11 protein-coding genes are annotated in these 12,754 nt (G+C 65.6%); 8 read left to right on the top strand and 3 right to left on the bottom strand.

Annotation, left to right across the window (positions count from 1 at the left end):
* Positions 1–16: 16 nt before the first annotated feature.
* Positions 17–1,087: a tRNA 2-selenouridine(34) synthase MnmH gene (gene mnmH / locus DESPIGER_RS04285; RefSeq protein WP_072333508.1), complete on the bottom strand. Its 1,071-nt coding sequence runs from the start codon at positions 1,085–1,087 to the stop codon at positions 17–19.
* A 166-nt stretch (positions 1,088–1,253) separates the two neighbouring features.
* On the opposite strand from mnmH, the gene upp reads away from it, so the two are divergent.
* Entirely contained in the window at positions 1,254–1,880 is a 627-nt protein-coding gene (gene upp / locus DESPIGER_RS04280) for a uracil phosphoribosyltransferase (protein WP_072333505.1), read from the top strand.
* An 8-nt stretch (positions 1,881–1,888) separates the two neighbouring features.
* Positions 1,889–3,148, top strand: a complete 1,260-nt coding sequence (locus DESPIGER_RS04275; protein ID WP_072333502.1) for a uracil-xanthine permease family protein — start codon at positions 1,889–1,891, stop codon at positions 3,146–3,148.
* 359 nt (positions 3,149–3,507) lie between these two features.
* On the opposite strand, the gene DESPIGER_RS04270 is transcribed toward DESPIGER_RS04275, so the two are convergent.
* Positions 3,508–4,410, bottom strand: a complete 903-nt coding sequence (locus DESPIGER_RS04270) for a DMT family transporter (RefSeq protein ID WP_231927638.1) — start codon at positions 4,408–4,410, stop codon at positions 3,508–3,510.
* Positions 4,411–4,520: 110 nt separating this feature from the next.
* Positions 4,521–5,516: a polysaccharide deacetylase family protein gene (locus DESPIGER_RS04265; protein WP_072333499.1), complete on the bottom strand. Its 996-nt coding sequence runs from the start codon at positions 5,514–5,516 to the stop codon at positions 4,521–4,523.
* A gap of 84 nt (positions 5,517–5,600) precedes the next feature.
* Here DESPIGER_RS04265 and DESPIGER_RS04260 point away from each other — a divergent pair, with 84 nt between their 5' ends.
* The 6 genes from DESPIGER_RS04260 (at position 5,601) to DESPIGER_RS04235 (ending at position 12,664) form a co-directional block, all read left to right on the top strand.
* Positions 5,601–6,683: a glycosyltransferase family 4 protein gene (locus DESPIGER_RS04260; protein ID WP_072333496.1), complete on the top strand. Its 1,083-nt coding sequence runs from the start codon at positions 5,601–5,603 to the stop codon at positions 6,681–6,683.
* Entirely contained in the window at positions 6,680–7,123 is a 444-nt protein-coding gene (locus DESPIGER_RS04255; protein ID WP_072333494.1) for a hypothetical protein, read from the top strand. The genes DESPIGER_RS04260 and DESPIGER_RS04255 overlap by 4 nt, the downstream gene beginning before the upstream one ends.
* A 7-nt stretch (positions 7,124–7,130) precedes the next feature.
* Positions 7,131–8,291 (top strand): glycosyltransferase family 2 protein, encoded by a 1,161-nt coding sequence (locus tag DESPIGER_RS04250; RefSeq protein WP_072333491.1) that lies wholly within the window; start codon positions 7,131–7,133, stop codon positions 8,289–8,291.
* 74 nt (positions 8,292–8,365) lie between these two features.
* Positions 8,366–9,547 carry an ABC transporter permease gene (locus tag DESPIGER_RS04245; RefSeq protein WP_231927637.1) on the top strand — a complete coding sequence of 394 codons (1,182 nt, stop codon included), beginning with the start codon at positions 8,366–8,368 and terminating at the stop codon, positions 9,545–9,547.
* Between the two features lie 7 nt (positions 9,548–9,554).
* Positions 9,555–11,504: an ATP-binding cassette domain-containing protein gene (locus DESPIGER_RS04240; RefSeq protein ID WP_072333486.1), complete on the top strand. Its 1,950-nt coding sequence runs from the start codon at positions 9,555–9,557 to the stop codon at positions 11,502–11,504.
* 152 nt (positions 11,505–11,656) lie between these two features.
* Positions 11,657–12,664, top strand: coding sequence for a GNAT family N-acetyltransferase (locus tag DESPIGER_RS04235; protein ID WP_072333483.1), 1,008 nt, complete (start codon positions 11,657–11,659; stop codon positions 12,662–12,664).
* Positions 12,665–12,754: the final 90 nt, after the last annotated feature.

The following is a 12,754-nucleotide window of genomic DNA, read 5'->3' as shown; positions in this document are numbered from 1 at the left end:
TCCTTGTCGGGGGTGGTTACAGGGATGCGGGAGCGGCGAACGTGTCCGGCGGCAAACCTTCTTCCCACTGGCGGAGCAGGCGGGCGGCCAGGGCCGGGTCGTCGGTGGTGCAGGCCAGTTCCTTGAGGACGGGGGCCTGACGGTTCTCTATCTGATGCGCATAGCAGCGGTCATAATAATGGAGCACCGCACGGGCGGCGTCGGCGTAATTCCCCGTATCGATCCACTGGCGGCAGCGCCGGGTCAGTTCACTGCCCAGCCGGCGTTGCAGGCGCTCCAGGGCCGCCAGCAGGCCTTCCCGCATGTCCTGTCCGCCGTAGTCGCGGACGAGATGGGCGACGCGTTCCTCGGCCGGCAGCAGGATGCGGACCAGCGGGCTGCGTCCCAGCTGGGCAAAGAATTCCTCGCACATGGTCACATGACCGATATGACGGCTTTCGTCCTCAAGCCAGACAGGACGGGCAGGATCGCAGCGCCGCCACTGTTCGTAGAGCTGGTTCTCGAACCACTCGTTGCCGGGCTGTTCCTCGGGCTGGCCCAGGGCCCCGAAGGCAGAGCCCTTGTGGCGGGCCAGGCCTTCCAGGTCGATGACCTGCGAACCGAGGCGCTGCAGCTCCAGCAGGATGTCCGTCTTGCCGCAGCCCGTGTAGCCGCCCAGCACGAGGATGGGCCGGGGCCGGGCCAGCTCGCTGCGCACGAAGGTCCTGTAGCTTTTGTAGCCGCCCTCCAGCCTGTGCACGGTGAAGCCGCCCGTTTCCAGCAGCCAGCGCATGCTGTCGCTGCGCATGCCGCCCCGCCAGCAGTGGAGCAGGACTTCGCGTTTGCCGCCGCACAGGTGGCGGGCACGGGCAAGCAGGGCGGCCAGATGCCCGCCCACCAGCTCCAGGGCCAGATGGACGGCGCCTTCACGTCCGCTGCGGGCATGGGCCGTACCGACCCTGGCCCGCTCTTCATCGGTGAACAGGGGCAGGTTGAGGGCACCGGGGATATGGGCAAGGGCGAATTCGCCGGGAGAGCGGACATCCAGCAGCGGGAGGCCCTGGTCCCGCATGGCCAGAAATGCGGCAACGTCCTGGACTGGGGGCATGACGATCCTCTGAAAAAGTAAAACGGTGGGTTATGGGTACGCCAAAGCGGGAGCGCTGTAAACCGTGTCCCTTCCCGCGGATCCTGCACGAAGCCTTGACAGCGTACAGGGCGCAGCATAGCGTGGAGTGCCCCGAACTTTTTTCATTTACAGCAAGGAGTTGGATATGGCAGTCCATGTAGTGGATCACCCCCTGGTGCGGCACAAGCTCGGCATCCTGCGCAAGGACAGTACGTCCACCAGTGAATTCCGCAGTGTTTCCAATGAGATTGCCCGCTTGCTCATCTATGAGGCCACCAAGGGCTTCAGCACTGAGAAGCATACGGTGCAAGGCTGGGCCGGGCCCGTGGAAGTGGAGGCCATTTCCGGCAAGATGGTGACCATCGTCCCCATCCTGCGCGCCGGGCTGGGACTCATGGACGGCGTCCTGGACATGATCCCCGGGGCCAAGATCAGCGTGGTGGGCCTGTACCGCAATGAAGAGACGCTGGAACCCGTGGAATATTATGCCAAGCTGGCCCGCAACATCGAAAGCCGCCTGGCCATCATCCTGGATCCCATGCTGGCTACGGGCGGTTCGCTCATCGCCACCATCGACATCCTCAAGAAACGAGGCTGCAGGCATATCTGCAGCCTCAATCTGGTCTGCGCGCCCGAAGGCATCGCCAGGGTCCAGGCAAAACATCCCGATGTGGAGATCTATACTGCGGCGGTGGACTCGCACCTGAACGAGCACGGCTATATCATCCCCGGCCTGGGGGATGCCGGCGACCGCATCTTCGGCACCAAGTAGGAGGCCGCATGGCGGAACAGCTCACCACCGGAGGCGGGGAGTTCGATCCCTGCCGTTACAGGCTGCGTCTGCGTGACTGCCTTCTGGGCGCGCAGATGCTTTTTGTGGCTTTCGGCGCGCTGGTGCTTGTCCCCTTGCTGACGGGGCTCAACAGCAATGTTGCCCTGTTCACCGCCGGTGTGGGCACGCTGCTGTTCCAGCTCGTCACGCGGGGCAGGGTCCCCATCTTCCTCGCGTCTTCCTTTGCCTTCATCGCGCCCATCATCTACGGCGTGGAAACCTGGGGCATGCCCCGCACCATGGGGGCCCTGGTCTTTTCCGGTCTGCTCTATGTGTTCATCAGCCTGCTCATCCGCTGGCGCGGCATGGGGCTCATCCTGCGCCTGCTGCCGCCCATCGTGACCGGGCCGGTCATCATGGTCATCGGCCTCGTGCTGGCGCCCACGGCCGTCAAGATGGCCCTGGGCCAGAGCGGTCCGGCCATGCCCCAGGCAACGGCCATGAGCATTTCCATGGTTTCCCTGGCCGTGACCGTGGCCGTCTCCCTGCTGGGACGCGGCATGCTGCGCCTGGTGCCCATCCTGTGCGGTATCGCCGCGGGGCTGGTGATGGCGGAGATCATGGGCGTGACCAGCTGGGAGGCGGTGGGCAAAAGCCCCTGGCTGGCCCTGCCCGCGTTCAGCCTGCCGGAATTCTCCTGGGAGCCGCTGCTCTTCATCATCCCGGTGACCCTGGCACCGGTCATCGAGCATTTTGGCGACATCATCGCCATCAGTTCCGTCACGGGCAAGGATTATCTGCGTGACCCCGGTGTGAAGAACACCATGCTGGGGGACGGGATCGCCACCATGGCCGCCTGTCTGCTGGGCGGGCCGCCCAATACCACCTATTCCGAAGTGACCGGCGCCGTGACCCTGACCCGGGCCTTCAATCCCGCGGTCATGACCTGGGCCGCGCTGTGCGCCATCCTGCTTTCCATGGTCGCCAAGGTGGGGGCCTTCCTCAGCTGCATCCCCGCACCTGTCATGGGCGGGATCATGATCCTTTTGTTCGGGGCCATCATGGTGGTGGGCCTGAACACGCTGGTGCGCGCGGGGCAGGACCTGCTGCGCCCCCGCAACATGGTCATCGTGGCCCTGATCATCATTTTCGGCGTGGGCGGGATGCAGGTCAGTATCGGTGGTTTCAAGCTGGCCGGCATCGGCCTGGCGGCCGTCACCGGTGTGGTCCTCAACCTGCTTTTGCCGCAGGATGATCCGCAGGGCTAGGCAGCTCTGCAGGGGCTAGGCAGCTCCGCAAAAACGGACACGATGCGCAGGATGGCGACATGCCGTCCTGCGCATTTTCTGTATGCTGCCAGCGAGCGGGGGCACAATGCTGCGAGGCGGAAAGCCATCTGCCGTGCATGTTCGGGGAGGGATCGTGCCCCACCGGCAAGTCCCGTTCCATCACGCTCAGGCCGAATCCCTGTTCGTCTGGGCAGGCCCCCGGGGGAGGGCGCCGGCCGTCGGGGGCAAGGCGGCCGGGAGAGCCGGCCGTGCTTCCTTTTGTGGCGGTCTGCGGGCTGTTGGCCCGTGTCATCCCGCAGGCCGTTGCCCCTCTTGTGCGCCGCAAGGCCGCTGGCCGCCTAGGAGGCGGCCCGGCTCTTGTCCATGTTCAGCCAGAAGACGGCGGCCAGCACCAGGGCGCTCCCGGCCCAGCCCAGCGGGCTGAAGGATTCGTCCCAGAACAGCCAGACCCAGATGGTGCTGAGGATGGGCTCCAGATAGCAGAGCACGGCCGTGCGGACCAGCCCCAGCCGCTTGAGGGCCTGGGCATAGCAGAAAAAGGCGAAATAACCGGTGAAAGCGCCCAGGATCAGCAGCCAGCCCCAGGTGGAGAGGCTGTGGTCGAGGCTGACGGGCGTGAGGCAGAAGATGACCGCCGCGCCGCCCAGCTGCATGAAGGCATACAGGGTGGCCGGTGTGTAGCGGTCCTGCCACCAGCGGCAGAAGGGATAGTGGGAGGCGTAGCAGACGCTGATGAGCAGGCCGCAGGCGACGCCTGTCCACGAGGTCTGCCCGGGCAGACTGCCGCCGGAAAAGCAGACCATGCCCGTACCGGCCAGGGCCAGGGCGATGATGCCGCACTGGCGGCTGGTGATGGGCTCGTGGAACAGAAAACGGGAAAACATGGCCACCCACACCGGCGCCGTGTAGAGCAGGACCACGGCCATGGCCGCGCCGCTGAGTTTGATGGCATACAGGGTGGCCGCGTAGAAGACGCCCACTGCCCAGAAACCGAAAACGGTGAACAGCGCCGCGTGGCGCAGCGGGATGCGGATCTGCCGGCGCAGGCTGGCATGGGTGATGAAGCAGGCGGCACCGATGGCGGCGCGCCAGAAGGCCGTTTCAAGCGGACTGACACCGGCGGCCAGACAGTTTTTGGAGATCAGGCCGATGACCGACCAGGCAAAGACGGTCAGCAGGATCAGGATCAGGCCGTGACGGCGGGCGGAGGGAGAAGAAGGAGAGGGCAGGGACGCGGCCATGAATGTCATTCCTCGGTCAGATGAAGCCATGAAAAAGCGCTGTGTCGGCCCACAGCGCCCGGAAAAGCAGGACAGGCCAGCCTTGGGCCCGCCCTGCTGGAGTTGTTGCCTTACCAGTCGCCCCGGCCTGCCGGACGGACGGGGAAGGTGCCCGCAGGCAGTTCTGCCAGCTGGCTGGCGGTGCAGCCCTGAACCGGGAAGGTCTCCCGAAGCCAGGACAGGAAGGCGTGGATGCGTGCCAGAACGGCGTCCGCGGCCTTCTGGTCGGGCACATGCGGGGAACCGCCGGGCAGCATCTCGGAGGAGTGCCAGAACAGGCTCAGCACCTGTCCGCCCCGCTGCCGGTGCAGCCGCGCGGCCCAGCGCATGATCCGGGGCGCATGCCAGAACGGATTGGGGCTGAGGACGCCCCAGAAATGGAACGTGTCCCGAGAGGCGGCAGGACAGGCCCGGTACCAGAGCCTGGCAAGCGCGGGATGCAGAGGGATCTGCGTGATGGGGGCCTCCAGCAGGGGGGCGCCCTGCCAGCCTTCCACCCAGTAGGGATCCGCCGGGGCAAGGAAGTGGTCCGGGCCGCCAGGGAAATGGCGCAGGGGGCAGACGGAGCTGTCCACCCTGATGCCGGCTTCGGAAAGCAGGGGGCGCACGCCGCCCTTGAGGTCCCAGCGGCCCATGCGGAAACTGGTCAGGGGCGCGCCCTGGAACTCCCGCCCGGCATCCAGCAGCGTGGCCAGACGCTGGCGCAGCAGGTCGCGGGGCAGCTTGTCCGTGCGTGTGGGCTGGCCCTCGTGCGGGGGATCCAGAGGTGAGGCCGGCGGCGTGCTCCAGTGATGGAGATGGGCCCCGATCTCCGCGCCGTAATGGTCGCGCATCTGCTCCAGCACATGGCAGGCCCCGGCATCGGCAAAGACCGTATGGGCGCAGAACAGCGTCAGCGGAAAGCCCAGGTCCCTGCTCAGCGGCGCGAGCCTGGGCAGGAGGGAGACATTGGAGACACCGCAGCCGCTGGCGGCGTAATGGCCTGAAAACAGGCCTTCTTCTTCGACATCGAGACTGACGACCACCCGCAGAGGGATATCAGATGTATGGGGATGCGCATTTTTCATGAAGAGGACGATACGCCCAAGGCGTGCGCAAGGCAATGCGGCTACGGACTTGCAAATTTGCCCGGAATACATGAGGATGCACCCATGTCTGATAAAATGCATGTGCTCTTCGTCATGGAAGACCTCTGTTTCGGCGGTACCCAGCGCCAGATGGTCGAGCTGGCCTGCCGTCTGGACAGGACGCGCTTCCGTGTCTCCATGCTGGTCCTCACCGGCAGGACGGACCTTGATGCACAGGTCGAACAGGCCGGTATCCGCGTGGCATATCTGGGGCACAGCCGCAAGGTGAACCCCTTTTTCTTTGCGCTCATGCCCGCATCCCTCAAGCGTCTGGCGCCCGATGTCCTCGTCCCCTGCACGGCCCTGCCCAACATCTGGGGCCGCATCTGGGGGCGGCTGCTGGGGATCCCCGTGGTGGGCACGGTGCGCGGCGGCGGCGCGCCACGCAGGCAGCACGAGCGTTTCCTCTGGCGCCTGACGGATCACATGATCTGCAATTCCGAGGCGCTCGCCGACGTCCTTTCCGGCCTGGGCATCCCGGCCGCACGGCTGACCTATGTGCCCAACGGTGTGGACACGGAGCGCTTCGTGCCGGCGCAGCCCGCGCCTTCGGGGCGTCCGCCGCTCATCGTCTGCGTGGCACGTCTGGCCGGGGACAAAGATCATCTGACGCTGTTGAAGGGCTTCGCGCTGCTGCGTCAACGGCATCCCGAGGTCCGCCTGCGTCTCGTGGGAGACGGCCCGCGGGAAAAGGAGCTCAAGGCCTGGGTAGCGGAGCATCTGCCGGGCGGTGGCGTGGAGTTCTGCCCCGGCTCCCCGGATGTGCGCGCCCATTATGCGGCGGCCCGCATCTTTGCGCTGACGTCCGTGCGCGAAGGTCAGCCCAACGTGATCCTGGAAGCCATGGCCGCCGGGCTGCCTGTATGCGCCACGGATACCGGAGGCATCCCCCGGCTCGTGGCCCGGGGGGAGAGCGGCCTGCTCTCGCCGGTGGGGGACAGCGCCGCCTTTGCCGGCAACTGTGCCGCGCTGCTGGCGGATCCCGCGAAGGGAGACAGGTTCGGCCGGGCCGGACGGCAGCGGGTGGAGCAGAGTTTTTCGTTTGAAGCCATGGTGGCGGCGCATGAGGCCATCTTTCTGCGTCTGGCGGCACGGGAGCGGGCATGAAACATCTCGGAGCCTGTCTCTGCCTGTGCTGCTGCCTGGGCGCATCCCCGCTCTGGAGCCTCGCTGCCGGCCCCGCGGGAAGTCACGGGACCTATGAGGTGACGGAACTCTGGACGGGCGACATCCTGACGGCCAGTTTCCGCATGGGCATGTGTTTTGCTGCCGACGGCAAGTTGCGCGGTGTCGTCCTGCTCCGTTCCTCCAGCGGGCAGGTCGATGTCTATCATGTTTATGGTTCCGTGCAGAACAACACCTTTTCTGCCACGCATGGTTCAGGGCACCAGATCACCGGGCGCTTCCTGTCCGGCGACGATGTCGAGGTCAGGATCCGTCTGGGGAACGGCATGCGCTTCACGACAGTGGCCAAACGTTCCCGGGATGTCCCGCTGACGGACGACTGCGCGCCCCTGCCTGAAACATCAACGCATCAACAAAATTGAGGTCGTTATGGGGACTACCTTCTTTGTGCTGGCGCTGTTGCAGTGTGCCCTGCTTTTTTTCCTGTCCCGGGTGGGCAGCAGGCTTGACCGCGAAGAACGCAAGCCCGCCCCCCAGCGGACGCACTGGCCCCGCACCGGCCTGATCGTGCCTGCCGGGGGGAACCATCCGCGTATGCGCGAGGCCCTGGAAAGCCTGCTCAGGCAGGATTATCCCGCCCTGTACCCCGTCATCGTCACGGCTACCGCCGACGAACCGGCAGCCGGTATCGCGCGCGAGCTGCAGGCCCGCTATCCGCAGCTGCGGCATGTGGTGGCCGGTTTCGCCAAGGGCTGCGGCCAGAAGAACCATAACAGCCTCAAGGGGGTGGCGGCCGTGGAGGACGAGGTCGAGCTGCTGGCGTTCTGCGACAGCACGCATATCGCGCCCCGCGACTTCATCCGCCGTCTGGTGGCGCCCGTGGTGGACGGTGAGGATTTCAGCACCGGCTACCACAAGGTCGTGGCGCTGGACGCGGGCATCGTCACCATGGCCTATGCCCTGTGTGTCCAGCTGATGCGCTATCTGCAGGGCATATCGAGCTTCACCCAGCTGTGGGGCGGCGCCATGTGCTTCCGCCTGTCGGCCTTCCGCCGCTACGGCGTGCGCGAGTTCTGGATGACCAATGTGGTGGACGACTGTTCCCTGGCCGACCGCCTCATCCGGCTGGGGGCCCGTATCCGTCTGAGCGCCGATGCCGTCCTGATGACCGAGGCCCGCGATCATGATCTGGGCGTCTGGCGCCACTGGATGGACCGGCAGATCCTGTTCCTCAAGTTCTGTATCCCCTGCCAGTGGGTCCTGCTGGGCGTGCTGGCCTGCCTTATGCTGCTGCCCGTGCTCTGGGCAGTGCTCGCCCTGCTGGGCGTGCTGCTGGGCAAGCTTTCCTTCGGCTGGCTTCTGGGCGTGCTGGCCTACGCCGCGGCCCTGGCGCTGGTGCTGCGCGGCTGGGCCCGTTTCCAGGAATCCGTTTTTCCCGTCTGGCGCTGGATGGTCGCTTTTTGCGCCAGCGCCTGCATGTTCGTCTGGGTTTATCTGGGTACCATCCTTGCGGAGGGCGTCCTGTGGCAGGGCATCTGGTATGAGGTCGGCCGTCAGGGCCGCGTCATCAGGATGCGCCGCCAGAAGTAGGCCTTTCCGCCGCCGGTACCCGTTCAGCTATCTACAATCAGGATGCAACTCCTTATGGTGACAGCATGATTGCAATGTCGGACCTTTTTCGCGTGAGCTTGCGACAGGTCGTCCGCCAGCGTGGGTTTGGCGTGATCCTGTCCATCGCTCTGGGCATCACGGCCTTTATCGCCCTGTCCGTGCTGGGGCAGGAGATCCGCTACAAGGTGGGGCAGGACATGGTGCTCATGGGCGGGGTGAACATCATCCGTGTCTATATGGATGATGCGCAATATCCCGGCCAGCCGCGACGCGATTTTTCTCCCCGCACGGTGGAAGCGCTGCGCAAGATCCCCGGTGTGGGCATGATCAGCGAGAACATCCGCAACGGGGTCACGTTCAGCCTGCGGGCCAGCGGGGAACGGACGCTGGGGGTCCATTTCATCGGTGTGGACCAGTATTTTGCGGAGACCTATTCCCTGGAGCTCGTGGCCGGCCGGATGCTGTCCACGGATGATGTGCGCGGCCACCGGCGCGTCTGTATGCTGGGGCGCGAGGCCGCCACCAATCTGTACGGCGATCCTTCCCTGGCCGTGGGCAAGCTGCTCTTCCTGGGCAAGGACGTCATCGAGGTCGTGGGCGTGGTGACCGGCGTCATGCTGGGCGAATGGAACCAGGGCGGCTTTTTGCCGACCACGGTCATGGAAGACAGGAACTGGGGCTCCGGCAAGATCACGCGCCTGTTCGTCCGTGCCATCGGCTGGGAGGACGTGGCCCCGGTGGTCCGTCAGATCCCGGCTGTCGTCAGGGCCAATCAGGACGCGCCGTACCTGGTCATCTCCACGCAGGACGACCAGCTCGACCGCATCAAGACCACCTTCATGTGGGTGGAGGCCCTGCTCTGGCTGGGCATCGTGGCGTCCCTCATGCTGGGCGGTTTCGGCATCTGGTACGGGACCTTCGCGGCCGTGCGGGCCCGCACGCGTGAAGTGGGCCTGAAAAAGGCCATGGGCGGTTCGGACAAGGACATCCTGGCCCAGTTCCTGGCCGAGGCCCTGTGCAAGTCCGTGGCCGGCGGCCTGCTGGGCATCCTGGTGGGCACCCTCAGCGTCGAGGTGGGAGCCTGGTCGCTGGGCACCTCCATCTCGTATCCGCTGCTGGCGGCCAGCAGTGCCGGCAGTATTCTTTTCTCCGCCATCATTGGGGTGGCCGGCGGCCTGTATCCTGCCATTCAGGCCAGTCGCATGGATGTCGTTTCCGCCTTGCGTTTCGAGTAGGTGAACTATGGCGCCGGTTATCATTGCCAAAGATCTGTACAAGTGCTACGCGGGCTTTTCGCCTGTTTTGCGTGGCGTCAACATTGAGGTGGAGGCGGGGGAACTCGTGGCCATCATGGGCCCGTCCGGGTGCGGCAAGTCGACCATGCTGCACGTGCTGGGCATGCTGCATGCGCCAGATTCCGGTACGCTGGAGATCCTGGGGACCAATGTCCTGGAATTCAACCGGGAGCAGACAGCCGCTTTCCGGCGGGGCAACATGGGCTTCGTGATGCAGTCGAGCAATATGTTCGATCACTCCACGGTATTCGAGAATGTGGAATTCCCCCTTATTTACGAAAACGTGCCGCCTGCGGAGCGCTGGGAGCGGGTCATCCGGGCCCTGGAGCTGGTGCGGCTCTCCGCCCGCGTCCATTACCGCAGCAACCGTCTTTCCGGGGGCGAGCAGCAGCGTGTGGCCATCGCCCGCGCCATGGTGAACAATCCCCGCATCCTTCTGGCGGACGAACCCACCGGGGCCCTTGACGCCCGCACCAGCCGGGTGATCATGGACAACTTCCGCACCCTTTGCCACAAGGGCGGGGTCGCCATGATCATGGTGACCCACGACCCCAAGATGGCCGAGTTCTGCGACAGCATCTACACGCTGGAAGACGGCATCCTGGTCTGCAAGAAACACGAGCCCGTGCCCGTCAGCCCGGACCAGCAGCAGAACCTGCTGGCGGCGCCCACGCCCATCCTGCGCGGTGCCCTGGTGGCGGAAAAATTCCCCGAAGCCTCGGGCCGCTGCCTGATGGAAGAGGCCCACCGCATGCATGCGGCCGGGCTGCTTTCCCGCATCTACGCCATCGAAGGCGCCAGTTTCCTGAGCAGCGATTCGCAGGGCTATGCCCTGCCGCTGCCGGTGCGGCATATCAGCTCGTGGCGTTTCGTCTCCGTCATGCGCATGCTGTTCTCGCACTTGCGCGGCACATCCGCCACAGCCTGGGAGCTGTGGAAGTCCATCCCGTCCGGGAAGGGGGGCTTTTTCCACAACCTCTGGCTCATGGGCTGCGGGGCCCTGCTGGCCCGCTGGTGCCTGGAGGAGAAGATCGAGTTCCTGTACGCATCAGGCGCCCATGCCCCGGCCTCCGTTGCCTGGGTGGCGGCCCGCATGCTCCAGATCCCCTTTGCCTTTGCCGTGCGCACGGCGGATCTTGCTTCGCCGGCCAAGGACTGGCTGGTGAAGGCCGAGCAGGCGGCCTTCGTGCGCTGTGATACGGAGGCCACACGCAAGGCCGTCTGTGAGCTGCTGCCGTCCGTTGATCCGCAGCGCATCGTGCTCCTGCGTGACGCCCTGACCCTGACCCCGCCGGACGAAGATATCGCCATGCCGCCGTCCAAGGTGCCGGAACCGTTGCAGCTGCTGGCCGTGGGGACCATGACCAGCCGCAAGGGGTACGATATCCTGCTGCGGGCCTGCCTTGCCCTGCAGAAAGCCGGGGTGGACTTCCGCCTGACCCTGGTGGGGACCGGTCCCTGGCGTCTGCGCCTGCGGCTGCTTTCCTGGCGCCTTGGCCTGCGCAAGCTCGTCTCCTTCCCAGGGCAACTGCCGCACGAAGCCATGACCGACCTGTACCGCCGTGCGGACATCTTCATCGCGCCCGGCCATATGACCAGGGGCGGGGATATGGACGGCCTGCCGTCGGCCCTGACCGAGGCCATGGCCTTTGGTGTGGCTGTGGTGGTGAGCGATCTTCCCGGCCAGCTGGAAGTGGTCCAGAACGGCCGCAACGGCCTTGTCGTGCCGCAGAATGATGTCACGGCCCTGTCCCGGGCGTTGCTGGATCTGGCAGGCAGTGCGGAAAAGCGTCGCCATCTGGGCGCTGAAGGCTGGAAGCGCATCCGCGAGGTCCTGGACGAAGAGGCCACGGAAGCACGGCTGACCGCGCTTTTCAAGGCGGCCTGCCGGCGCTGAGAGCCTTTTTCCCCCTTTGTGATAAAACGGCCGGTCCTGCCACGGACCGGCCGTTTTGGCTGTGGCGCTGGCGGCATCAGGCACACCGCAACGTTTCCCGCTGACGGCAACACAGGGGCGCTGCCACCCGAAGCAACAGAAAAAGTCAAGTCATGGAACTGGAACATATCATGGAAAAAGACGCTCCCTGGCGGCCTGAGCTGTGCCGCATCTGGGAGCGGAGCGTCGATCTGGAGGCGCAGCCGGACCCTTTTTGCTGCGCACCGGTCTGGCAGCTGGCCGCGCACAGGGCCTTTGTCCCCGGGCGCCGTGTGCTGGCACACGGTACGGAGGACAGCGTCCTTGTCCTGGCAGAAGCCGCCTTGTCTTCCGGGCAGCCGCTCCTGACCTCGCTGGAGGCCCACTGGTTCTTTGGCTGTCCCCTGCTGGGGCCGGATGCGACCGGACTGCTGGCTGAGGCCCTGGCCCTCATGTCCCATAGATACGGGCATCTCCCGGCCCTGCTGCTGGGAGGGATCGTTCCGGGGAGCCGGAGGGCCCGTGAGCTGTTCACCTGCTGCGATCCGCTTTTCGACATCTATCTGGCGGGGGAATGCATCCAGGGCGGGGCATCGCTGGAAGGCGGTCTGGACGGTTTTTTGAGCCGCCGTTCCGCCAATCTGCGCAGCAAGTGGCGCAAATCTTTCCGCCGGGCCGCCGGCAGGGGAGTCACGTTCGAGCGCTCCTGTCCCGCTGACAGGGCAGGAGCCGATAGCGTCTATGCCCGGATGCTGGCCGTGGAACAGCACAGCTGGAAAGGACTGGGGCACTGCGGCATGACGGAATCCCCTGCCCGGGAATTCTATGCCGGCATGATCCGCCGTCTTGCCGTCCGGGGCGCGGCACGCGTGATGTTCGCCCGCCATGAGGGCCGGGACATCGGCTTCATTTTTGGCGGGATGCTGGGGCCCTGCTACCGCGGACAGCAGTTCAGCTATGATGCTGCCTGGAAGGACCTTTCCATCGGCAACCTTTTGCAGGTGGAGCAGGTCCGGTGGCTGTGCGAGGAAGGCGCTGTGCGCTACGATATGGGGACGGCCTCCGGGGATGCCATGGCCTACAAGAGGCACTGGACGGAAATGCATCCGGTCTCGCAGACCTGGTTCTTGCGGCCGCGCTGAACGCGAAGGCGCTGCCCGGGGGAGAAGACGGAGACCGTGATGGCCGTGCCGGCGAAGGGGGGATGCCAGTGGCTTGTGCCCGGGGCGCTG

The sequence above is a fragment of the Desulfovibrio piger genome, from assembly GCF_900116045.1.
Taxonomy (GTDB): domain Bacteria; phylum Desulfobacterota; class Desulfovibrionia; order Desulfovibrionales; family Desulfovibrionaceae; genus Desulfovibrio; species Desulfovibrio piger_A.
Note: the sequence above shows the minus strand (reverse complement) of the source record. Positions and strands in the feature narration are given on the sequence as shown.